General features: G+C 70.5%; 16 protein-coding genes and 1 other RNA gene. 14 read left to right on the top strand and 3 right to left on the bottom strand.

The window, feature by feature from the left end; genetic code table 11:
- Positions 1 to 34: 34 nt before the first annotated feature.
- Together ABZ911_RS02215 and ABZ911_RS02220 are read left to right on the top strand one after the other, a co-directional pair.
- Entirely contained in the window at positions 35 to 1,912 is a 1,878-nt protein-coding gene (locus ABZ911_RS02215; protein ID WP_358050662.1) for an acetoacetate--CoA ligase, read from the top strand.
- Between the two features lie 42 nt (positions 1,913 to 1,954).
- Positions 1,955 to 3,403, top strand: a complete 1,449-nt coding sequence (locus ABZ911_RS02220; RefSeq protein WP_358050665.1) for a DUF234 domain-containing protein — start codon at positions 1,955 to 1,957, stop codon at positions 3,401 to 3,403.
- Between the two features lie 5 nt (positions 3,404 to 3,408).
- Here ABZ911_RS02220 and ABZ911_RS02225 read toward each other — a convergent pair whose 3' ends face one another.
- Positions 3,409 to 4,800, bottom strand: a complete 1,392-nt coding sequence (locus ABZ911_RS02225; protein WP_358050668.1) for an FAD-binding oxidoreductase — start codon at positions 4,798 to 4,800, stop codon at positions 3,409 to 3,411.
- A 479-nt stretch (positions 4,801 to 5,279) separates the two neighbouring features.
- Between ABZ911_RS02225 and ABZ911_RS02230 the strand changes: the two genes are divergently transcribed.
- On the top strand, positions 5,280 to 5,717 hold the full coding sequence (locus ABZ911_RS02230; RefSeq protein WP_358050671.1) for a hypothetical protein: 438 nt from the start codon (positions 5,280 to 5,282) through the stop codon (positions 5,715 to 5,717).
- Between the two features lie 44 nt (positions 5,718 to 5,761).
- The gene (locus ABZ911_RS02235; protein WP_358050674.1) at positions 5,762 to 10,633 is read left to right on the top strand and encodes an NAD-glutamate dehydrogenase; all 4,872 of its coding nucleotides are present in this window, start codon (positions 5,762 to 5,764) and stop codon (positions 10,631 to 10,633) included.
- Here the strand turns inward: ABZ911_RS02235 and ABZ911_RS02240 are convergent.
- Complete coding sequence (locus ABZ911_RS02240) at positions 10,630 to 11,634, bottom strand: hypothetical protein (protein ID WP_358050676.1); 1,005 nt, start codon at positions 11,632 to 11,634, stop codon at positions 10,630 to 10,632. The two genes, ABZ911_RS02235 and ABZ911_RS02240, sit on opposite strands and share 4 nt — an antisense overlap.
- 46 nt (positions 11,635 to 11,680) lie before the next feature.
- Between ABZ911_RS02240 and prfB the strand changes: the two genes are divergently transcribed.
- On the top strand, positions 11,681 to 12,796 hold the full coding sequence (gene prfB / locus ABZ911_RS02245) for a peptide chain release factor 2 (protein ID WP_358050678.1): 1,116 nt from the start codon (positions 11,681 to 11,683) through the stop codon (positions 12,794 to 12,796).
- Here prfB and ABZ911_RS02250 read toward each other — a convergent pair.
- Positions 12,782 to 12,973 (bottom strand): hypothetical protein, encoded by a 192-nt coding sequence (locus ABZ911_RS02250; protein ID WP_358050680.1) that lies wholly within the window; start codon positions 12,971 to 12,973, stop codon positions 12,782 to 12,784. The two genes, prfB and ABZ911_RS02250, sit on opposite strands and share 15 nt — an antisense overlap.
- A gap of 212 nt (positions 12,974 to 13,185) precedes the next feature.
- Between ABZ911_RS02250 and ftsE the strand changes: the two genes are divergently transcribed.
- The 9 genes from ftsE to ABZ911_RS02295 all read left to right on the top strand — a co-directional run bounded on the left by ftsE (position 13,186) and on the right by ABZ911_RS02295 (position 23,745).
- The gene (gene ftsE, locus ABZ911_RS02255; RefSeq protein ID WP_358050683.1) at positions 13,186 to 13,875 is read left to right on the top strand and encodes a cell division ATP-binding protein FtsE; all 690 of its coding nucleotides are present in this window, start codon (positions 13,186 to 13,188) and stop codon (positions 13,873 to 13,875) included.
- A gap of 20 nt (positions 13,876 to 13,895) precedes the next feature.
- Positions 13,896 to 14,807: a permease-like cell division protein FtsX gene (ftsX, locus tag ABZ911_RS02260; RefSeq protein ID WP_358050686.1), complete on the top strand. Its 912-nt coding sequence runs from the start codon at positions 13,896 to 13,898 to the stop codon at positions 14,805 to 14,807.
- A 50-nt stretch (positions 14,808 to 14,857) separates the two neighbouring features.
- Positions 14,858 to 15,325, top strand: a complete 468-nt coding sequence (smpB, locus tag ABZ911_RS02265) for an SsrA-binding protein SmpB (RefSeq protein WP_358050689.1) — start codon at positions 14,858 to 14,860, stop codon at positions 15,323 to 15,325.
- Entirely contained in the window at positions 15,322 to 17,187 is a 1,866-nt protein-coding gene (locus tag ABZ911_RS02270) for a penicillin-binding transpeptidase domain-containing protein (protein ID WP_358050692.1), read from the top strand. The genes smpB and ABZ911_RS02270 overlap by 4 nt, the downstream gene beginning before the upstream one ends.
- A gap of 302 nt (positions 17,188 to 17,489) precedes the next feature.
- Positions 17,490 to 17,873, top strand: a transfer-messenger RNA (tmRNA) gene (gene ssrA / locus ABZ911_RS02275).
- A 200-nt stretch (positions 17,874 to 18,073) separates the two neighbouring features.
- Complete coding sequence (locus tag ABZ911_RS02280) at positions 18,074 to 19,729, top strand: serine/threonine-protein kinase (RefSeq protein ID WP_358050695.1); 1,656 nt, start codon at positions 18,074 to 18,076, stop codon at positions 19,727 to 19,729.
- 3 nt (positions 19,730 to 19,732) lie between these two features.
- Positions 19,733 to 22,543 carry a BTAD domain-containing putative transcriptional regulator gene (locus tag ABZ911_RS02285; RefSeq protein WP_358050698.1) on the top strand — a complete coding sequence of 937 codons (2,811 nt, stop codon included), beginning with the start codon at positions 19,733 to 19,735 and terminating at the stop codon, positions 22,541 to 22,543.
- Between the two features lie 76 nt (positions 22,544 to 22,619).
- A complete protein-coding gene (locus ABZ911_RS02290) occupies positions 22,620 to 23,210 on the top strand; it encodes a hypothetical protein (RefSeq protein ID WP_358050700.1) in 591 nt (196 codons plus the stop codon).
- Complete coding sequence (locus tag ABZ911_RS02295; protein WP_358050703.1) at positions 23,194 to 23,745, top strand: OmpA family protein; 552 nt, start codon at positions 23,194 to 23,196, stop codon at positions 23,743 to 23,745. Before ABZ911_RS02290 ends, ABZ911_RS02295 begins: the two co-directional genes overlap by 17 nt.
- The last annotated feature ends 2 nt before the right edge of the window (positions 23,746 to 23,747 follow it).

The following is a 23,747-nucleotide window of genomic DNA, read 5'->3' on the forward strand; positions in this document are numbered from 1 at the left end:
GACTTTCCACCTGGTCGGCGCAAGGATGGGGCACATGGTTGCTGAGGGTGCGCTGCTGTGGGAACCGTCCGCCGAGGACGTCGCGAACGCGAAGATCAGTCGATACTTCGAGTGGCTCGGCCGGGCCGGAGCGAGCTACCAGGAGGTGTGGCAGTGGTCGGTCGACGACCCCGCCGCGTTCTGGGCCTCGATCTGGGACTACTTCGGCGTGGTGGGCGAGCGCGGCGACGGGCCCGTCATGACGGGGACGATGCCCGGCGTCGAATGGTTCGCCGGGGCGCGGCTCAACTACGCGGAGAACGCGCTGCGGCGTACCGAGGGCACCGCGCTGGTCTTCAGGTCCGAGGACGGCACCCGGACCACGATGTCCCGCGCCGAGCTGCGCGAGGAGGTCGCCAGGGTCAGGGCGGGGCTGGTCAGGCTCGGCGTCGGCAAGGGCGACCGGGTGGCCGGCTACCTGCCCAACATCCCGCAGGCGCTGGTCGCCTTCCTCGCCACCGCCTCGCTCGGCGCGATCTGGTCGGCGGGCTCGCCCGACTTCGGGGTGCCCAGCATCGTCGACCGCTTCAAGCAGATCGAGCCCAAGGTCCTGATCGCGGTCGAGGAGTACGTCTACAACGGCAGGACCTACGACAGGTCGGCCGCCGTGCAAGAGATCGCCGCCGAGCTGCCCACGCTGCGGGCCACCGTGGTGGTCGGCGCGGACTCCTGGGCGGAGCTGCGGGCCGAGGCGGCGCCGCTGGAGTTCGAGCGGGTGCCGTTCGGCCATCCGCTGTGGATCCTGTACTCCAGCGGCACCACCGGCCTGCCCAAGCCGATCGTGCACGGGCACGGCGGCGTCGTGCTCGAACACCTCAAGTCGCTCTCCTTCCACCAGGACCTCGGCGAAGGGGACGTGTTCCTCTGGTACACCACCACGGGCTGGATGATGTGGAACTACCTCATCGGCGCGCTGCTGGTGGGGGCCACGCCCGTGCTGTACGACGGCGCGGCGACGCATCCGACGACCGACGCGCTGTGGCGGATGGCGGCCGAGGAGGGGGTCACCTATTTCGGTACGGGCGCGCCGTATATCATCGCCTCGATGAAGGCCAAGGTGCGGACGGAAGGGCTGGGCGCGCTCAGAGGGGTCGGGTCCACCGGGTCGCCGCTGCCGCCCGAGGGGTTCGCATGGGTGGCGGAGGTGCTGCCGGGGGTGCCGCTGGGGTCGTTCTCCGGCGGGACCGACGTGTGCACCGGGTTCGTCGGGGCGGCGCCGCTGCTGCCGATCCGCGCCGGGGTCATCCCGTGCCGGTCGCTGGGCGCCCGGGTGGAGTCCTTCGACCCGGCGGGCGCGCCGGTCGTGGGCGAGGTGGGCGAGCTGGTGCTGACCCAGCCGATGCCGTCCATGCCGGTCATGTTCTGGAACGACCCCGGCGGTTCCCGCTACCAGGACAGCTACTTCGCCGAGTACCCGGGAGTGTGGCGGCACGGCGACTGGATCAAGATCAACGAGGACGGCAGCTGTGTCATCTACGGCCGCTCCGACTCCACGCTGAACCGCGGCGGCGTCCGCATGGGCACCAGCGAGTTCTACCGGGTCGTCGAACGCTTCGAGGAGATCGCCGACAGCCTGGTGATCGACACCGGACGACTCGGCCAGGAGGGTCGGCTGCTCCTCTACATCAGCATGACCGACGACGCGGAACTCAACGACGACCTGGTGCGCAGACTCCGCACCGCACTGCGCGAGGAACTCTCCCCCCGCCACGTCCCGAACGAGATCATCCAGGTCCCCGGCATCCCCCGCACCCTGTCCGGCAAGAAACTGGAGGTCCCGGTCCGCAAGATCCTCCTCGGCACCCCCGTCGACCAGGCCGCCAACCCGGACGCCATGTCGAACCCAGAGGTCCTGCAGCACTTCAAGCCGTAGAAGTATGGTTATAAGAAGTCCACTTCTTATAACCATACTTCCATGGGGCGTTCTGTGATCAAGAAGCCGGAGCGGGTCTTCGCACGCGACGAGGAGTGGGCCGCGCTGGTGGAGTTCGCCACCAGCCCGGCGAACGAACTGCGACTGGGCATCGTCAGCGGGCGCCGCCGGCAGGGCAAGACGTTCCTGCTCCAGGATCTCGCCGAGGCCGTCGGGGGCTTTCACTTCGTCGCGGTGGAGGCGACCGAGCGGGACGCGCTGCGACAGTACGGCATCGCGCTGGCGGCCCATCTCGAGGTGGGCGGCCAGCTCACCTTCGCCAACTGGGACGAGGCGATCGGGTACACCCTGGACCGATGCGCGGACCGGGTGGTCATCATCGACGAGTTCCCCTACCTGATCAGGAGTTCGCCGTCCCTTCCCTCGATCCTGCAGCGAGAGGTCGACGCGAGGGGGGAGGGCAGGGGCCGGGGGAGGCTGCTGCTCTGCGGGTCGGCGATGTCGGTGATGGGCGGACTGCTGGGCGGGCAGGCCCCGTTGCGGGGACGGGCGTCGCTCGAACTCGTGGTCCAGCCCTTCGACTACCGGACCGCCGCGCGTTTCTGGAACCTCGGCGATCCACGGCTCGCCGTCCTCGTCCACGCGATCGTGGGCGGCACGCCCGCGTACCGGAAGCGTTTCGTCGACGATGACTCGCCTTCCTCGCTGGAGGCGTTCGACGACTGGGTGGTTCGACGGGTGCTGAGCGGGCGCGCACCCCTCCTGCGGGAGGCGCGCTACCTGCTCTCGAACGAGAGTGACGTCCGGGACGAGGCCCTGTACCACGCGGTCCTCGGAGCGATCGCGGCCGGGAACAACCGCAGGGGCAACATCGCGTCGTACATGGAGCGCAAATCCACGGATATCGCCCACCCACTGGCCGTCCTGGAGGACTGCCGGCTGATCCAGCGGCAGGACGACGCCCTGAACAAGGGAAAGCCGCACTTCCGCATCGTGGAGCCGCTGATCACGTTCTACGAGTCGGTGATCCGGCCCTCCTGGACGCGGCTGGAACTCGGGCACGCGGCCGAGACCTGGCGCGACTCCCGCTCGCGTTTCCTCTCACAGGTCGTGGGCCCGCACTTCGAGAGCCTGTGCCGGGAGTTCGCGATGCGGGCGGAGGCGAGCACCTTCGGCGGTTTCGCCGGTGAGGTCTCCGCCGGAACGGTCGCGAGATCCATCGAGATCGACGTCGTCGTCCTGTCCCCCTCCTACGCGAACGAGAAGCGCCGCCTGCTCTCCCTCGGCGAGTGCAAGTGGGGTGAGGTCATGGATCCGGGCCACCTCGCCCGGCTGCGCGACGCCCGCGACCTCATCCATATGAAGGGCTACGACACCCGCGACACCGTACTGGCCTGCTACAGCGGGGCGGGCTTCGACGAGCGTCTGCGGCAGGAGGCTCGGCGGGATCCTCGCGTGCTGCTCGTCGACCTTGACCGCCTCTACGGCTGAGCGCCTCAGAATCCCTGGGGGAGGCGGAACAGGCGGTCGGGATCGTAGGCGGACTTGATCGCGGCGAGGCGGGGGGCGTTGCGGCCGTAGTACGCCTCGCGCCAGCCGGTCAGATCCGGGTCGATGTAGTTGACGTAGGCGTGGTCGCCCAGGTGGGGGGCCATGTCGCCGTGGATGCGGCGCAGCCAGGAGCGGTCGGCGCCCTGGGCGTAGTACTGCACGCTGAACAGGGCCTCGCGGTGCGGGAAGGCGGTCGCGTCCGGGGCCACCCGGCCCACCGCGCCGCCGAGCGCGTCGAGCAGTACGGCATGCCGCCCCGCCCGCCCCACCCCGGCGACCAGCGCCCGCACCGCTTCGCCCGACAGCTTGCCGTACCCGAGGTGGGACTTGGCGCTGAAGGTGGTGCGGGGGATCTGGCGGCACTGGGCGACCGTCGAGCAGCCCGCCATGGTCAGCATGGCCGACCGGTAGGACATGGTCCGCACGGAGCGGGAGGAGGCCGGGCCGATCCTGCTCACCAGCGGCGCGAGCAGCCGTTCGCACGCCTGCCTGCCGCCCAGGTAGAGGCCGCTGACCACCACGTTCAGGGTGTCGCGTTCGCGGCCCAGACGCAGGGTGGACCAGAGGGCGTCCGGCGCCGACGGTCCCCACGACTGCCAGGCGCGGACGGCCGCGCCCGCCTTCGCCCACGGCCAGCGCAGGAGGAAGACGGTCACGTCCTGGACGGGATGGGTGCGGAAGGTGAAGGAGACGGCCACGCCGACATTGCCGCCGCCCCCGCCCCGGCACGCCCAGAACAGCCCGGCGTGGTGGTCGGCGTCGCAGGTGAGCACCCGCCCGTCGGCGGTGACGACGCGGACCGACTCCAGGGTGTCGCAGGTCAGGCCGTACTTCCTGGACACCACCCCGATCCCGCCGCCCAGTGTCAGGCCGCTCACGCCGACGGTCGGGCACGAACCCGCCGGGATGCTCACCCCGTGCGCCGCCAGCTTGTCGTAGACGTCGATCAGCTTGGCCCCGGCGCCCACGGTGGCCCGGCCCGCGCGGTAGGCCACGGTGTTCATCCTGGACACGTCCACCACCAGGCCCTTGCCGGTGGACCAGCCCGCGTAGGAGTGGCCGCCGGAGCGCGCGGTGACCGCCACGTTCGACCGCCGGGCGAAGGCCAGGCACTCGGACACGTCCGCGGGCGTCGCGCAGTAGGCCACCCCCGACGGCCTGATCCCGTCGAAGGCCGGGTTGTACAGGCGCCTGGCCGCGTCGTAGCCGCTGTCGCCGGGACGGACCAGCCGCCCGCGCAGCCCTCGGCCGAGCTCTGCCCAGTCGGGTGGCGGCGCGCCGAACGTGGTCGTCAGCGGCGCGAGCGCGGAGGCGCGGAGAAAGTCACGGCGGTCCATGGTCAGTGAGACGGACGATCATTCGACCGGGTTGGTCACATTCGCGTCACTCATCTCGCCACCTCGGGCGTCATCGCATGAGACGAGATAGTCAGAGATGACTGGAGTTATCGGAGTGGCCACCGGAGTGATAACGAAGGTGCAAAGATGTGCTCCGTGCCAGGTCATCTCCATGACGGGTTCGAGTGTGGGCGTGGCTCCTCACCGTGTCCCGCCGCATAGTCCTCGACGGCCGCCGCCGCAGCCATCGAACAGACTCATCCGCGAAACCGTACGATCAGTGAGGCGGGGATCCCGCCGGGAGCCGCAGGAGGTCCCCGAACTGCTGGATGACCTGAAACGGCACCCTTCCGCCTCCGAAGACCACCCCCCATGACGATGCCACGTTGACGTGCGTCTGCTTTTCGGGTGGTATCGGGTACGGCGAAGCATGCGCCCGCCCGTGACGAGCGGGCGATTGGGGGAGGTGCCAGGTGGGGGTGACAACCGCGCCTGAGGGCGACGGTCGGCACAAGCGCGCTACAAGCGACCCCCTGAAGCGCGACCGGCACAAGCCGCGGACGCGGGACGCCGGACTCGCCGGGCCGACCTGGCGACTCGCCGAACCGGCGCTGTGGGATGCTTGTCTCACCGCCCTCTCCCAGCGCGCCCTGCCGGTCTCCGAAGAGGAGACCACGGGTTCGCTGCCGGACGTGGCGAGGGACCGCGGGCCGTACGACGGCCGGTGGCAACTGGCCGGAGACCTGCTGACGCACGACGAGACCCGCGCGCCGCGGCGGACGCGGCACGCGCAGACGGCCGCGCGGCAGGTCGGCACCAAGTCGGGCACAGGTGGCCCGACCGGCGCGCCCTCCCTCAGGGGCAGGACGCGCCCACAACGCTTCCCCAAGCTGTGGGAACTCAGAGGCTGGCGATGACCAGCCGCGAATATGGCAAACCCTCACAAAGGAGTGAGAGCGAAATGCCGCTCGACGAGGCCAAGGACGAGCTGCTCCAGAGCGCAGCACAGACATGCGCCGTGAGCAGTGATCATGTGAGCCCCGAGGAGGCGCTGGACTTCCTGCGGGTCTACTACCGGCACGTCGCGCCAGAGGACCTCCTCGACCGCAACCCGGTCGACGTGTACGGCCCCGCCATGTCGCACCGCCAGCTCGCGGAGGTGCGCCCCCAGGGCCGGGCGATGATCCGGGCCTTCAGCCCCACGGTGGAGGAGCACGGCTGGGACTCCGGCCACTCCGTGCTCGAGATCGTCACCGACGACATGCCGTTCCTTGTCGACTCGGTGTCGATGGAGCTCGACCGGCACGGCCTCGGCACCCACCTGATCGTCCATCCGCAGATGCGGGTGCGCCGCGACATGACCGGCAAGCTCCTCGGCAAGGGCCAGGAGGACATCACCGGGCAGACGATCGTCGAGTCGTGGATGCACATCGAGATCGACCGGCAGTCCGACCCGGCCATGCTCAAGCAGCTCGAAGCCGATCTGCAGCGGGTGCTGCAGGACGTGCGGTACGCGGTCGAGGACTTCGCGAAGATGCGGGCGCTCGCCGTACAGACCGCCGAGGATCTGTCGGTCAACCCGCCGCCGCTGGAGCCCGCGGAGGTCGAGGACAGTCTCGACCTGCTGCGCTGGCTCGCCGACGGGCACTTCACCTTCCTCGGCTACCGGGAGTACCGCCTGGAGCACACCGACGACGGCGACACGCTGCGGGCCGTGGCCGGCGCCGCCTTCGGCATCCTGCGCGACGACCGGGTGGGATCGGACAGTTTCTCCTCGCTGCCCCCGGAGCTGCGGGCCAAGGCGCGCGAGAAGCAGATGCTGATCATCACCAAGGCCAACTCGCGCGCCACCGTGCACCGGCCCGCCTACCTGGACTACGTGGGCGTGAAGCTGTTCTCGCCCGACGGCGAGGTGGTCGGTGAGCGGCGCTTCCTCGGGCTGTTCACGCACGTCGCCTACAACGAGTCGATCGCCAGGATCCCGGTGCTGCGCCGCAAGCTGGCCGAGGTGCTGGACAAGGCGGGCCTGACCGCCGACAGCCACGACGGCAAGGACCTCATCGAGATCCTGGAGACCTTCCCGCGCGGCGAGCTGTTCCAGACCCCGGTCGAGGAGCTGCTGCCGATCGCGCTCGGCGTGCTGCGGCTGCGCGAGCGCAAGCAGGTCAAGCTGTTCCTGCGCCGCGACGACTACGGCCGCTACATCTCCTGCCTGATCTACCTGCCGCGCGACCGCTACACCACCAAGGTCCGGCTGCGCATGCAGGAGGTCCTGCTCAGGGCGCTCGGCGGCACCGCCCTCGACTACAGCGCCATGATCGGCGAGTCCGCGCTGGCCCGGCTGCACGTGGTCGTGCGCGGCGAGCGCGGCACCCCGCTGCCGCAGCCGGGTGTCGACGTGGAGGAACTGGAGTCGCGGCTGGCCGCGATCACCAGGTCCTGGGAGGACGACCTGGCCGTGGCGGTCGGCGAGATGACCTCGGAGGAGGAGGCGCCCGCGCTCATCAAGCGCTACCACTCCGCCTTCCCCGAGGGCTACAAGGCCGACTTCCCGCCCAAGATTGCCGTCGCCGACGTGCGCCGCCTGGAGCAGCTCGCCGGCGCCGGTGACGAGCAGATCGGCATCAACCTCTACGAGCCGTACGGCGCCGGCGAGGGCGAGCGGCGGCTCAAGATCTACAAGCTCGGCTCGCCGATCTCGCTCTCCCACGTGCTGCCGCTGATCCAGCGCCTCGGCGTCGAGGTCGTCGACGAGCGGCCGTACGAGATCGACCGCGACAGCGACCCGGCCACCAAGAACGCCTGGATCTACGACTTCGGGCTGCGCTACACGCCGTCCGCCGAGGTTGGCCGGGACGAGTTCAAGAACCTGTTCCAGGACGGTCTGGCCGCGCTGTGGAGCGGCGAGGTCCAGTCCGACAACTTCAACGCGCTGATCCTGCAGGCCGGGCTGACCTGGGAGCAGGTGGAGATCCTGCGGGTCTACGCCAAGTACCTGCGCCAGGCCGGGACCACCTTCAGCCAGCGCTACATGGAGCGGGTGCTGACCGGCAACGTCCGGCTCTCCCGGCTGCTGGTCAGGCTCTTCGAGGCGCGGCACGACCCGCGCCGGCCCGCCGAGGCCAGAACCGACCTGTCCGACGCGGTCACCGAGGAGATCCTCGGCGCGCTGGACGAGGTCGCCTCGCTCGACGAGGACCGGATCCTGCGGGCCTACCTGGAGATGATCCAGGCCACGCTGCGGACCAACTACTTCCAGACGGTCGACGGGAGGCGCAAGCCGTACATCGCGGTGAAGGTCGATCCGCAGGCGATCAGCGTGCTGCCGCTGCCCCGGCCGAAGTACGAGATCTTCGTGTACTCGCCGCGGGTCGAGGGTGTGCACCTGCGCTTCGGCAAGGTCGCGCGCGGCGGCCTGCGCTGGTCGGACCGCATGGAGGACTTCCGCACCGAGGTCCTCGGCCTGGTCAAGGCGCAGATGGTGAAGAACACCGTCATCGTGCCCACCGGGTCGAAGGGCGGCTTCGTGGTCAAGCGCCCGCCGGTCGGCGGCGGCCGCGAGGAGCTCATGGCCGAGGGCATCGCCTGCTACCGGATGTTCATCTCCGGCCTGCTGGACGTCACCGACAACCTGGTCAACGGCGAGGTCGTGCCGCCCGAGGACGTGGTCAGGCTCGACGGCGACGACACCTACCTGGTGGTGGCCGCCGACAAGGGCACCGCGACCTTCTCCGACATCGCCAACAGCGTCAGCAAGGAGTACGGCTTCTGGCTGGGCGACGCCTTCGCCTCCGGCGGCTCGATCGGCTACGACCACAAGGCGATGGGCATCACCGCCCGCGGCGCGTGGGAGTCGGTGAAGTACCACTTCCGCACGATGGGGGTGGACGTCCAGACCACCGACTTCACCGTGGCCGGCATCGGCGACATGTCCGGTGACGTCTTCGGCAACGGCATGCTGCTGTCCCAGCACATCCGCCTGGTCGCGGCCTTCGACCACCGGCACATCTTCATCGACCCGACGCCCGACGCCGGGCGGTCCTTCGCCGAGCGGCAGCGCCTGTTCGCCCTGCCGCGCAGCTCGTGGGCCGACTACGACGCCGATCTGATCTCCGCGGGCGGCGGCGTCTTCCCGCGTACCGCCAAGTCCATCCAGATCACCCCGCAGATGCGCGACGCGCTGCAGATCCCCGCCGGCGTCACCTCGATGGCGCCCAGCGACCTGATCAGCGCGATCCTGAAGGCCCCGGTCGACCTGCTGTGGAACGGCGGCATCGGCACCTACGTCAAGGCGTCGTCGGAGTCGAACGCGGACGTCGGCGACAAGGCCAACGACTCGCTCCGGGTGAACGGCGCGGACCTGCGCTGCAAGGTGGTCGGCGAGGGCGGCAACCTGGGCCTCACCCAGCTCGCCCGCATCGAGTTCGGGCTGGCCGGCGGGCTGGTGAACACCGACTTCATCGACAACAGCGCCGGGGTGGACACCTCCGACCACGAGGTCAACATCAAGATCCTGCTCGACCAGGTCGTCCGCGACGGCGAGCTGACCGACAAGCAGCGCAACCAGGTCTTCATGGAGATGACCGACGAGGTCGCCCAGCTCGTGCTGCGCGACAACTACGCGCAGAACGCGCTGCTGGCCGCGGCCACCGCGCAGGCGCCGGCCATGCTGCACATCCACGCCCGCTACCTGCGGCGCCTGGAGCGCGACGGGCTGGTCAACCGGGAGCTGGAGTTCCTGCCCCCGGACAAGACGCTGGCCGAGCGCCGCCAGAGCGGGCTCGGGCTGACCGCGCCGGAGTTCTCGGTGGTGCTGGCCTACACCAAGCTGGTGGCCGACGCCGAGCTGCTCGGCTCGGACCTGCCCGACGACCCCTACCTGGCCTCGTGGCTGGTGTCGTACTTCCCCTCGGCGCTGCGCGAGCGCTTCAGGTCGTACATGGACGCGCACCCGCTGCGCCGGGAGATCATCACCACCGGTGTGGTGAACGAGCTGGTCAACTCCACCGGCACCACGTTCATGTACCGCTTCGGCGAGGAGGTCGGCGCCTCCACGCCCGACATCGTGCGCGCCTGGTTGGTCACCCGCGAGGTGTTCGACCTGCCCAGCTTCCAGCGGGCGGTCGAGGAGCTGGACAACAAGGTCGACACCGCCACGCAGATCGCCATGGTGCTGGAGAGCCGGAAGCTGGCCGAGCGCGGCACCCGCTGGCTGCTGGGCAACCGCCGGCCGCCGCTCGAGCTGGCCGGTGCGGTGAGCTTCTTCGACAAGGGCGTCAACGGGCTGCTCGCCCACCTGCCCAAGCTGCTCACCGGCCCGGACCTGACCGCCTACGAGGAGCGCCGCGACTCCTTCGTGGCCAGGGGCGTGCCGCAGGAGCTGGCCGAGCGGGTGGCGGCCATGGTGCCCGCCTACTCGACCTTCGACCTGGTGGAGATCTCGTCGCTGACGGGTCGCCCGGTCAACGAGGTGGCCGAGGTCTACTTCGACCTGGCCGACCGGCTGCAGCTCGCCCGGCTGCGCGAGCGGGTGATCAGGCTGCCGCGCGACAACCGGTGGAACGCGATGGCCAGGGCGGCGCTGCGCGACGACCTGTACGCCGCGCACGCCTCGCTCACCCGGGACGTGCTCGCCCACACCACCCCCGGCACCTCGCCCGAGGAGCGGCTGGCCCGCTGGTCGGAGGCGAACTCGGCGGCGGTCGCCCGGTCCCGCCAGACGCTGCTGGAGATCTGGGAGAGCGACAACTTCGACCTGGCGACGCTGTCGGTGGCGCTGCGCGCGATCAGGACGCTGGTGTCCACCAGCAACCTGCCCTACACCGAAGGCTAGAAGCCGGACGCCCTGGTGATCGCCCCTTCCTGGGCGATCACCGTGGCGGCGCGGCCGGCGATCGCCGAGGCGGGCACCGCGGTGGCGTACTGCCGCAGCTCGGTGATCTTGAAGGAGCGGGGGACCGTCGGCTTCTTGATCAGCCAGCGCACGTTGTCCGGCACCGGCAGCGGGTCCTTGGTGACCGCGTTGGTCACCGTGGTCGTCCTGGTCAGCGAATACTGGATCAGGGCGCCGTTGCCGGTGGTGCGCAGCGCGTAGACGGGGAACTCGCCCGCGCTGAGGATCGAGTCGTAGCTGAAGCCCGCGAGTGTCCAGCGGGCCCGGTCATCGGCGATCTGGCCGGCGATCTCGGTGGTGTAGGGGCCGGGAGTGATCAGGCCCGCCGCGATGCCGCTGGAGCCGCGCTCGGCGACCGTGGCGTGCAGCGGGGCCATGAACTTCGGGCTGATCAGGACGTTGCGGTCGTCGGTCGGCACGGTCGCCGCGTAGCCGTCGGCGTCGAGCTGGACCTCCGGCAGCTCCTGGCCGGGCTCCAGCAGCGACAGCGCGCTCAGCCGCCAGTCAGCGGCCTTGACGAAGGTGGTGATCGCGGTCCGGTCGTCGCGCCGGACGATCGCGGAGAACCACAGCGGCTCGCCCGGCTTGAGCCTGGGCACCAGCAGCGTCGGCTCGCCCCAGGTGTAGCGGGGCGGGCGGCTGCGGGTGGACAGGTAGGCGACCGAGGTCAGCTCCGTCTGCCCGTCGCGGACGAGTTGCGTGGACAGGAAGTGGGACAACTCGCCGCCGGCGCGCAGCATGTCGTCGGTGGCGATGTACTCCGCGAAGGCGGCGGCGGCCTCCTCCTTCGTCACCGCGGGCGCCGGGGCCGAAGAGGACGGCGAGGCGGGGGCGGTCGCGGCCACGTGGGAGGGCACGGAGGCCGAGCCGGAACAGGCGGTCACCGCGGCCAGCAGACCGGCGGCGACAGCCAGCGTCCCCCGCCACCCGTATGCACGCACCTGGCCATGTTATGGGGTGCCCGCTGGTCGCGTACCCTTTGTAGACGTGGCAGTCATCGATCCGGCAGAAGAGATCAACGAGCTCGCGGGCACCCTGCGCAGCATCCAGGACGTTCTCGACCTCGACGCGATGCGCAAGCAGATCGAGGAGCTGGGCGAGCAGGTCGCTGCCCCTGATCTGTGGGACGACCCCGACCAGGCGCAGAAGGTGACCAGCAAGCTCTCCCACCTGCAGAGCGAGCTCAACAGGGTCGAGGCGCTGGCCAGCCGGGTCGACGACCTCAAGGTCCTCTACGAGCTGGCCGCCGAGGAGGACGACGAGGACACCAGGGTCGAGGCCGACAAGGAGCTGGGCTCGCTCAGGTCCGACATCGGCGCCCTGGAGGTGCGCACCCTGCTGTCGGGGCCCTACGACGCGCGCGAGGCCCTCGTCACGATCAACTCCCAGGCCGGCGGCGTCGACGCGGCCGACTGGGCCGAGATGCTGCTGCGCATGTACCTGCGCTGGGCCGAGCGCAAGGGCTACGGCACCGAGGTCTACGACACCTCCTACGCCGAGGAGGCCGGCATCAAGTCCGCCACCTTCGCCATCAAGACCCCCTACGCGTACGGCACGCTCCGCGGCGAGCACGGCACCCACCGGCTGGTCCGCATCAGCCCCTTCGACAACCAGGGCCGCCGCCAGACCTCCTTCGCCGGCGTGGACATCGTCCCCGTGGTCGAGCAGACCGACCACATCGACATCGTCGAGGACGACCTGCGCATCGACGTCTACCGTTCCTCGGGCCCCGGCGGCCAGGGCGTCAACACCACCGACTCGGCGGTGCGCATCACCCACCTGCCGACCGGCATCGTGGTCTCCTGCCAGAACGAGCGCTCCCAGCTCCAGAACCGCGCCTCCGCGATGAACGTGCTGCAGGCCAAGCTGCTGGAGCGCAAGCGGCAGGAGGAGGCGGAGAAGATGTCGGAGCTGCGCGGCGCCTCCACGACCTCGTGGGGCACCCAGATCCGCAACTACGTGCTGCACCCGTACCAGATCGTCAAGGACCTGCGTACGGGCACGGAGGCCGGCAATCCGACGGCGGTGCTCGACGGGGACCTCGACGAGTTCATCGAGAGCGAGATCCGCTGGATGCGCCGGCAGGAGTCAGAAACCGCCTAGGTGCTTCAGCGCCACCGTCAGGAAGAGCAGGGCGAGCAGGATCAGCACCACGAGCGCGGGCGAGAGCCCGGCGAATCCGTGCTGGTGCATGCGCTCTCGATTGGCGCGGCACAGGGCGCAACGCCCCTCGATGACCGGGTGGGCGCACTGGGCGCAGACGAGGTGTTCGCAACTCATGTCACCCTCACTCTAGCCGCTCAGATACATGGAATCGTTTTGTTTCCGTTATGGACGTTCCATGCCAGTCTTCCCCCTAGACTGTGCTCTGGCCAATCGGAACGTCGATCATTGGTAAAGATTGACGCCCCCGGTAGGTGCGCGGCGGGAAGTGGGCATGTGCCACCCTCGCTTCCGTCCTGACCCCTAGACTGGCATGCCGTGATGCGCTCGTGATCCATTTCGATAATGTCACCAAGGTCTACGCGAACCAGAACAGGCCCGCTCTCGACCACGTGTCTGTGGACGTGGACAAGGGCGAGTTCGTGTTCCTCGTCGGTCCCTCGGGATCCGGGAAGTCCACCTTCCTGCGGCTGGTCCTCAAGGAGGAGAAGCCCAACTCCGGCGCGATCCACGTCGCCGGGAAGGATCTCGCTAAGCTGTCCAACTTCAAGGTGCCCCACCTGCGCCGCCGTATCGGCTGCGTCTTCCAGGACTTCCGGCTGCTCCCGAACAAGAATGTCTACGAGAATGTGGCGTTCGCACTCGAGGTCATCGGCAAGCCCCGGCGGTTCATCCGTAAGGTGGTGCCCGAGGTCATCGAGCTGGTCGGCCTGGAGGGCAAGGCCCACCGGATGCCCGACGAACTCTCGGGTGGCGAGCAGCAGCGGGTGGCGATGGCCCGCGCGTTCGTCAACCGGCCGATGATCCTGCTGGCCGACGAGCCCACGGGAAACATCGACCCCGCGACGAGCATCGGCATCATGAAGGTGCTCGACCGGATCAACAGGACCGGCACCACGGTCGTCATGGCCACGCACGACGCGGCCATCGTCGACTCCATGCGCAAACGCGTCGTGGAGCTGGAGGACGGCAAGATCGTCCGCGACCAGTCGCGTGGCGTCTACGGCCAGGCGTACTGACAGGGAGCTATAGGCAGAACATGCGGGCGAACTTCATCTTCTCCGAGGTCTGGATCGGCCTCCGCCGCAACCTGACCATGACGATCGCGGTGATCGTCACCGTGGCCGTCGCCATGGCCCTGCTCGGCGTCGGTCTGCTGATCAACTACCAGGTCTCGCTGATGAAGGACTACTGGTCCGACAGGGTCGAGGTGTCGGTCTTCCTGTGCAAGAAGGAGTCGCCGTTCCCGACCTGTAAGAGCAGTCCGGGCGGCGTCAGGGAGGCCGAGCGCGTTCAGCTGAAGGCCATGATCGAGGCGATGCCTCAGGTCGAGAGGGTCGACTTCGAGGACCAGGCGGCGGCCTACAAGCTGTTCAAGGAGCAGTTCGCGGGTGACGCCGTGCTGGGCCAGGTGGCCGAGGAGTCCGACATGCCGGAGTCCTTGAGGGTCAAGCTGAAGAACCCCGACGAGTACCCGGCTGTGATCAACCCGCTCAAGGGATACAAGGGCGTCGCCCAGGTGGTCAACCAGCAGGACATCCTGGAGAAGTTCTTCGGGCTGCTGGAGAAGCTGAGATACGCCGCGCTCACCATCGCGGGAATCCTGGTCCTGTCGGCCATCCTGCTGATCGGCAACACCGTGCGCCTGTCCGCCTTCAACCGGCGCAGGGAGACGGGCATCATGCGGCTGGTGGGCGCCTCCAACCTGTACATCCAGCTCCCGTTCGTGATGGAAGGCGTGATCGCCGGCCTGATCGGCGGCGTCATGGCGGCGGTCTTGCTGATCGTGGCCAAGGTCTTCCTGTTCGAGGGCGTACAGAACTTCCTGGCGGCCAACAGTCAGCTCGGCTGGGACTCGGTGGCCTCGGTGATCACGCTGACCATGGTGATCGGTGTGCTTATCTGTGTGCTCGCCTCGTTCTTCACACTCCGCCGGTACCTGCGGGTGTAGGCGGCTTTATCCCCGTGCTTCGTCGCTCAGCAGGCCGGTAAGGTCGAGGCATGCCACGTGAGACCGGGCGGAAGGTCATCGCCCAGAACAAACGTGCTCGCCACGAATACCACGTCGAGGACACCTTCGAGGCGGGGATCGTGCTGCAGGGCACCGAGGTCAAGTCCCTCAGGGAGGGCCGGGCCTCCCTCGCCGACGGCTATGCCAGCATCGACGACGGCGAAGCGTGGCTGCTCAACGTGCACATCCCCGAGTACGCCCAGGGGACGTGGACGAACCACACAGCGAGGCGCAAGCGCAAGCTCCTGCTCAACCGTAAGGAGATCGACAAGCTCGCCGCCAAGACGAAGGAGGGCGGGCTGACGATCGTGCCGCTGGCCCTCTACTTCAAGGACGGCAGGGCCAAGGTCGAGATCGCGCTCGCCCGGGGCAAGAAGGACTGGGACAAGCGTCAGACGCTGGCCGAGCAGCAAGCCAAGCGAGAGATGGCCCGCGCGCTGCGCCACCGCAACCGATGAAGAGAGCTCGCAGAACCCTGGCCGCGACCGTCACCCTGGCGGTCGCGAGCATGACGCTGACCGGCTGCTTCGAGGAGCCATCCGCGCACGAGGCCGTGCGCGACTTCCTGGTGGGCTGGCAGTCGGCCGACTACGACCTGGCCGCGACCAGGACCGACGGCGATCCCGCGGTGGTGGCCAAGGCACTGGACGACGTCCGGCGCGACCTGGACGCGGCCTCGTTCCGCTTCAGGATCACCGGCGTGAGCCGTACCGGTGAGGAGTCGGTGGCCTCCTTCAGGGCCGAGGTGGACCTGGGGGAGAACAGCCCGCTGTGGGCCTACGACAGCAAGCTGCCGCTGCGTCTGGTCGACGGCCTGTGGAAGGTGCGCTGGTCGCCGAGCGTGCTGCACCCGCAGTTGCGCGAGGGGCAGCGGTTCGCGGTCGACACCGACCCGGCGGGCCGCCAGCCGGTGGAGGACCGCAGCGGTGACGCCCTGCAGGAGGACGCCCTGCTCTATGTCGCGGGCGTGACGCCCGCCCAGGTCGGGGCGGACGCGGAGAAGTTCTGCGAGCAGCTCGCGGCCGTCACCGGCTTCGCGCAGGACCGGCTGCTGAGCCGGGTCAGGTCGGCCCCGCCGACCTCCTGGGTGCCGCTGGTCACCTTCGGCCGTACCAAGTACCTGCAGCTCAAATCCAAGCTGGACGCCATCCCCGGCATCAAGGTGGACACCCAGAAGCATCCCGTGGCCCCCGCCGCGCCCAAGGGGATCGTGGGCCGGGTCAGCGCGCTGACCCCGGAGACCACGCAGAAGCTCGGCGGCCCGCAGCGAGCCGGCGACTCCGTCGGCCAGAGCGGGCTGCAGAAGGCCTACCAGGACCACCTGACCGGGTCGACCAGGACGTCCGTCGTCACGCTCGACGTGAAGACCGGCGAGCAGGTGGCCGAGCTGAAGCGCTGGCCCGGACGCAGCAACGGCTCCGTGCGCACCACGCTCGACGCCGGAATCCAGGCCGCCGCCGAGACGGCCCTGAGCGGCACCAAGGGCGCGGCGATGGTCGCCGTCGACGCGCCGACGGGCGAGATCAGGGCGGTCGGCTCCTCCGCCGACATGGACCAGGTGGGGGACGCCCTGGCCGGGCGCTTCCCGGCGGGCACGGCCTTCTCGATCGTGGCCGCCGACGCGCTGATCAAGAGCGGTGTCAGTCCCCGGCAGCGGCTGGCCTGCCCCGCCCAGCGGTCGGTGGGCGGCGCCGTGTTCGAGCAGCCCGGCCTCGCCTCGGGGGCCGCGACGTTCACCACCAACTTCGCGCGCGGTTGCGTGACCGCGCTGGCCTCGCTCGCCCGCCGCGTCTCCGGCGACGAACTGGCCAAGAGCGCGGCGGCGTTCGGTGTCGGCTCGCCGTGGAAGCTGCCGCTGAAGTCCTTCAGCGGCAAGATGCCCAAGCTGGACGGCGACGCCGCCAAGGCCAAGACGATCGCGGGGCAGAACGTCGAGATGAGCCCGCTGTCCATGGCGCTGGTGGCCGCGGCCGTGGCCGACGGCACCTGGCGACCGCCCACGCTGGTGACCAAGCCGCAGTCGCCGGACCCCGCCGCCGAGACCCTGCCCACGACGCCGCCCCTGGCCCGCCAGCTCGACCCCGCGGTGCGCGCCACCCTGCAGGCCATGATGAAGGCAGGCGTGCGCTCGGGTACGGCGGGAGCCGCCCAGGCCCCCGGCGGCCAGGTGTACGGCGTGACCGCCCGCGTCGCCGGCGAGAAGAACCTGAGCTGGTTCGTCGGCTGGCAGGGCGATGTGGCGATCGCCGTACTCGCCGAGGACGCCGACCCCGCGGTCTACGCGGGCCGCTTCTTCGGAGCCATTCGTAACTCGCGGTGATTTTTTCGTGACTGCGAGCAACCATTGTGGGGTTCTGTGGCGTCTTACTGAGTGACCGGGTCCGCTCGGGGGGTTGCGGGCCTTGGTCGCCGTGATGAGATCAGGACTTCTTCTCGGGGGAAGTCCTGCCGTCCGGACCGGCTAGACCCTGCCGGTCGGCCCCCGGGGACGCGAGCCACCGCGCCGCGTCCCCGGGGGTTTCGCCATGTTCGGGAAGTTTGGGAATTGAGTTGGCATCCCCTGTGTTGTCAGGAGTATCGTCGTCTTGCTCGGCTCCTCGGAGTCGTGTTGACAACTTCACAGGGGGTGACTGGTTTCGACTTCGACTTTGCAAGTCAGGAGAAGCGGGCCGAGGACTGCGGACATAACCTCGTTAATCCTGTGACCGCAAACCAATAAGTGCCGAATCTAAGAGCACTGTGGGCCAGGGTTCCCTGGCTCTCGCCGCCTAAGCAGCGAGAAACCACTGTCAGCCCGAGCACGCCTTCGGCTCGGGATCTGGCATCGCTAGAAGGCTCAACCGCTAGACCCGGCCACGGGGACTGGCGGGAAATCTCACAGTGGCTGAGCCTGTCGGCATCTTGCCTGTGTGATTGCCGGGGCTGAGAAAAGCACAACAGGCTGCGCCCGGAGAAGCCCTGTCTTGGGGTTGAAGGACGCGGGTTCGATTCCCGCCACCTCCACCAACGATCGTCCAAGGGCGGTCGGTCGGCGACTTCGCCGACCGACCGCCCTTGATCTTTGCCCGGGCCGAGGACGGCCTTGCCGAGCCGACCCTCGTGATCGCCACCTCCGAGTACGCGGCCGGCCGCGCCACCGCGATGCCCCCCGCAGAGGTCGAGGCCCTTGTCGTGGCAGCGGATTTCCGACCCGTAAGGTGACTGCGATGAACCAGGTTATCGGCGGATACGTGCTCCGGCGCGAGCTCGGCCGGGGCGGCATGGGCGTGGTGCACCTCGCGGCCACCCCGACCGGCGGTCTGGCCGCCGTCAAGGTGATCCACGAGCATCTGGCCCGCGATCCGGCGTTCAGGCGGCGCTTCGACCGGGAGGTGGCGGCGGCCCGCCGGGTGGCCAGGTTCTGTACGGCGCCCGTGCTCGACTCGGGGCTCGACGGCGGCGTGGCGTACCTGGTCACGGAGTACGTGAAAGGGCCCGACCTGGCGCAGGCCGTCAAGGAACAGGGGCCGCTGTCCGGCGCGAACCTGGAGGCGCTCGCGGTCGGGATCGCGACCGCGCTGACCGCCATCCACGGGGCCGGGGTGGTCCACCGCGACCTCAAGCCGTCGAACGTGCTGCTGTCCCCGCTCGGCCCGCGCGTGATCGACTTCGGCATCGCGCAGCTCGCCGACACCAACAGCGTGGCCAGCCAGGCGATCGTGGGCACGCCCGCGTTCATGGCGCCCGAGCAGGTGCGCGGGGCAGCGGTGACGCCCGCCGCCGATGTGTACGCGTGGGGCGGTGTGATCGCGTACGCCGGGACGGGGCGGCTGCCGTTCGGGGGCGGGGCGCCGCACGAGGTGCTGTACCGGATCGTCAACGAAGGACCCCGCCTCGACGGGCTCGACGAGCGCATGCGGGCGATCGTCGAGCGCGCGATGGCCAAGGACCCCGCGCGCCGGCCGACCGCCCAGGAGCTGCTGGGCGAGCTGGTCGGCGGCCCGGCGACCTCGGCCGCGGCCAGCCAGATCGTCGAACGCACCTGGGTGGTCACCGACCCCGCACTCCACCAGGCGCGGGGACACCACACCCCGCCGCCGGTCACGGGGCACCGAGACTCCGGACCGTCGCGAGCCGGAGTCGACCAGCCAGGCCCGTGGACATTGCGGGCTGAAACCGGGCAAGCGGTGCCTCAGCCGTCGGCTTTGGGGACCGAGCGGGAGAAGCGCGGGAAGAGGGGCGCGGGCAGGCGGTGGGCGTGGGTTGCCGGGGGGATTGCGCTGGTGGTGGGTGTGTCGGTCGGTGGGTGGGCCGTGTTCGGTACGGCGGGGGAGTCGGCGTTGCCGTATCAGGCGGACTTCGGCCAGGGGTGGGCGATCGGGGCGTCCCAGGGCGGCAGCACCGAGCAGGCGGAGGACGCCTATCTGGTGACCGCGAAGCCGGGATGGCGTCTGTGGAAGTCGGCTCCGGCGGCGGAACCCGCCGAAGGGGTGGTGGTCAGTGCCTCGGCGCGGATCGAGCGCGGCTCGGGGGAGTTCGGCGTGTGGTGCCGGGGTGACGAGAGCTCCGGCGACCGGTACGAGTTCGCGGTCACCGGCTCGGGCAAGGTCTCGATCATCAAGCGCCACGGCGGCGGCGACAAGGTCCTGTCCGCTCCCAAGGCCGTGAAGAAGGCCACCGAGCACCGCGTCGTCGCCCAGTGCCGCCAGGAGGGCACGAAGGTGACGCTGAGCATGTGGCTCGACGGCGGCCTGGTGAGCGAGGCCGTCGACGCCGAGGGCGCGTACCCGGCCGGGGCTACGGGCCTGTACGCGGCGCCGGACTCGGACGAGCCGGTCGCGGTCAGGTTCGGCTCGTTCGACGTGACCGCGCCGAAGGGCTGAGCGGTGCGGTTCGGGATTCTGGGCCCGCTGGAGGTCCACGATGGCGAGCGCGATCTGACGCCGGGCCCCGCCAAGCACCGCACGCTGCTGGCCGCCCTGCTGCTGCGCCCCGGCCGCCTGCTGACCGTGGACCGGCTGATCGCCGAGGTGTGGGGGGAGGAGCCGCCCGCGTCGGCCGAGCCGGTGCTGCGGGTGTACGTGAGCGCGCTGCGCAAGCTGGTCGGGGGGATCCGCACCGCGCCGGGTGGTTATGTGCTGGACGTCGATCCCGAGCAGGTGGACGCGCACCGGTTCGAGCGGCTGGTGGGCGCAGGGCTGCGGGCCAGGGACGCGGGCCGGACGGCGGAGGCGGCCGGTGAGCTGCGGGCCGCCCTGGCGCTCTGGCGGGGCCCGGCGCTGGCCGGGATCGAGTCGGCCGAGCTGCGGCGGGCGCATGCCGTACCGCTGGAGGAGTTGCGGTTGGGGGCGCTTGAAGAGCGGGTGGAGCTGGATCTGGCGTTGGGCCGGGGTGCGGAGGTGGTCGGGGAGTTGCGGGCGCTGGTGGCGGCGCATCCGTTGCGGGAGCGGGCATGGGGGCAGCTCATTCAGGCGCTGGATCGGGCGGGGCGCAGGTCGGAGGCGCTGGGGGCGTACCAGGAGGCGCGGCGGCTGCTGGTGGAGGAACTCGGTCTGGAGCCGGGGGCCGAGCTGCGGGAGGCGCACGAGCGGGTACTCGCCGGGCGGTCGCCGAAACCGGCCGTCCCCCGCGAGACTCCGCCCGACATTTCGGATTTTGTGGGTCGGGGGGAGGTGCTCGGGTGGATCGCGCGGGCCGTTCCCGAGGCCGCTTCCGCGCCCGTCCACCTGGTGCTGCACGGTCCGGCGGGGGCGGGCAAGTCCGCGCTGGCCGTGCACGCGGCCACCGCGCTCGACTTCCCCGACGGGCACCTGTACGCCTCGCTCAGGGACAGGACCCCTGGCTCGGTGCTGGAGGACCTGCTGGGCTCGCTCGGCTGCCCCGAGGGCGCGGTGCCCGCCGACCTGGCCGAACGGGTACGCCTCTACCGCAGCACGGTGAGCGGGCGGCGGCTGCTCGTGGTCCTCGACGACGCCGCCGACGAGTCCCAGGTACGCCCCCTGCTGCCCACCGGCCCCGGCTGCATGACACTCGTGACCAGCCGCTCCCCGCTGTCCGGCCTGGAGGCGGCCCGCGCCCGCGAGCTCGACGTGTTCGACCCCGCGGAGTCGGTCGCGATGCTGGCCAGAGTGGTCGGCGAGGACCGGGTCCGGGCCGAGCCGCGGGCGGCGGCCAGAATCGCGGCGCTGTGCGGCGGGCTGCCGCTGGCGCTCAGGATCGCCGGTTCCCGGCTCGCCCGGCGGCCGGGCTGGACGCTGGAACACCTCGCGGGCCGGTTGGGCGACGAACGCGGCCGGTTGGACGAGCTGAGCGCGGGCGACCTGGCCGTCCGCGGCAGCCTCGCGCTCGGCTACCGCGACCTGAGCGCCGACGAGCGCCTGCTGCTGCGCCGCCTGGGCGCCCTGTCGGCCCCCGACTTCGCGCCGTGGGCCGCCACCGCCGTGCTCGGCGCCCGCGCCGACCGGCTGCTCGACGAGCTGGCCGAGACGGGCTTCCTACAGGCGCGCGGACTCGACGCCACCGGCCGGGAGCGGTACGGCAGGCACGACCTGACCAGGCTGTACGCGGCCGAACGCCTCGCCGAGGAGGAAGGGCCACCGGGTCAGGTCCTGGCCGCCGCCGCCCGCGAGATCCTCGACCGCACCCGCCGGGCCCGGGCGCTGCTCCTGCCCGCCGAGCCGGGCTCGGGCCAGACCGTGGTCCGTACGGCTGAGGAGAGTCTGGTCCTGGAGACCGCGCACCTGCGCGAGTCGGCCCGCTGGCTGGCCGCCGAGCGCAGGTTCCTGGTCGCGACCGTGTCCGACCTGTACCGGGCGGGTCTCGGCGAGGCGGCCTGGCGGCTGGCCTTCTACCTCACGCCGTTCTTCGAGCTCGGCGCGCACCACGAGGACTGGCGGGCGACCGCCGAGCTCGGGCTGGCGGCGGCTCGCCGTACCGGGCATCGGCACGGGCAGGCGCTGCTGCTGCGCTCGCTGGCCGACCTGCACCGCGCGGAGGGCCGTCTGGAGGAGGCGGCCGACGCCCTGCGGGCGGCGCTGCCGCTGGCGGAGACGGGCGAGGTGGCCCGTACCCGGCACCGGCTCGGCCTGGTGCACCTGGCCCAGGGGCGCAGGCAGGAGGCGGAGGCCTGCTTCGTGGCCTGCCTGGCCGCCTTCGCCGCCGCCGGAGACCTGCGGGGCCGGGCCGACTCGCTGCGCGCCCTCGGCGGCCTGCGCCGCGCGGAGGACCTGCTCGACCGGAGCCTCGCCGCCTACCGCGACCTGGGCGACCCGCGCGGCGAGGCGGCGGTCTCGCTCGACCTGGCCGCGCTGTACCTGGAACTCCGCCGCCTGCCCGAGGCGCGGGACCGCGCCGAACGCGGCCTCGCCCTGGTCAGGCGCCTGGGCGACCGGCTGCCCGAGGCCGCGGCCCTGCTGGTGCAGGCCAGGCTCGCGGCAGCCGACGGCCGCCCGGACGCCGCCCGCGCGGCCGCGGAGCAGGCGCTGACGACCTTCACCGAACACGCCGACCGCAGGGGTACGGCCGCCGCCCTGCTCACCCTGGCCGAGGCCTGTCTCGACCTAGATGAGGTAGATGAGGCAGTTGATGCCGTTACACGTGCTGTGGGAGAGTTTGACGCTCTCGGTGACAGACAGGGCCTGACCCGGGCGGAAGAGGTGGCCAACGAGGTACGGCGACGCCGTGGCCTGCACCTATAGCGCACTATGCGAATCCTGAATCTCCCCCGCCTAAGGTCCTGCCCAACAGATGCGCAACAGGTAGAAGGTGGACGGGATGCGAAGAGGGATCGCGGTGGGCGCCGTGCTGGCGGCCCTGCTGACCGGATGCGGAATGCTTCCCGGGCAGGCCGGAGGCGGCGGCGGGGAGGAACGGCAACCCGCCAAAGCCGTCGAGAGCGAGGCCGCCGAAAGTCCGGCCCCCGAGCCCGCGGAGCAGTCGAGCGCGCCCGCCGAGCAGGAGAAGGTGATCGCCACCCGCGCGGTCAAGGCAGGCGGCGCCGACCTCAAGGTGGAGATCACCGGGCTGAAGCGGCAGGGCCGGCTGTCCACGCTCACCCTGAACGTCACCAACACGGGTGACACGAAATGGGGCATGGGCAGCGACATGGGCGACACCCCCGCCAACCTCGGCCTGACCGTGGCTGGGGTCACCCTGGTCGACCCGGTCAACGGCAAGCGGTACACCACCGCGCGCACCGGCACGTACCCCAAGACCAAGTGCCTGTGCTCGGAGTACGACCCCACCACCGAGCCCGGCGAGGTGGTGCCGCTGCACGCCACGTTCGCCGCCCCGCCGCCGGACGTGACGAAGATCAACGTGGATCTCATGGCGCTGGGCGTGTTCACCGATGTCCCGATCTCCTGAGCGGCTGACGGCCGCGGCGCTCGCGGCGGTCCTGTTCACGGGCGCCTGGGCCGACCCGCAGCCGGCCGACACGACCGCCGGGGTGGAGGACGTCGTGGCCGCGGTCGAGGACGTGATCGCCGAGGTGCAGTCGCTGGACGGCTCGGAGAGCGAGTCGAAGCAAGGGCGGCAGGTCACGGTCGCGCTGACCAGTGATGTGCTGTTCGCGGTGGACAAGTGGGTGCTGACCCCGAAGGCGCGGCAGCGGCTGGGACGGCTGGCCGCGCGGGTCAAGGCGGACAGCGGAGGCGGCGTGGTCCGGATCGAGGGGCACACGGACGACCAGGGCACCGACTCCTACAACGACGCCCTGTCGCTGAAGCGGGCCCAGGCCGTACAGGAGGCGCTGCGGGCGCGGCTTTCGGGTGTCACCTTCGAGGCCAGGGGGTTCGGGGAGGGGCGGCCCAAGGTCCCCAATGTCGTGGCTGGCAGCCCGGTCGAGGAGAACCGTGCCAGGAACCGGCGGGTGGAGATCGTGTTCACCGTCAAGTCGTGATC

This window comes from Nonomuraea sp. NPDC046570 (assembly GCF_040645915.1).
Taxonomy (GTDB): Bacteria; Actinomycetota; Actinomycetes; order Streptosporangiales; family Streptosporangiaceae; genus Nonomuraea.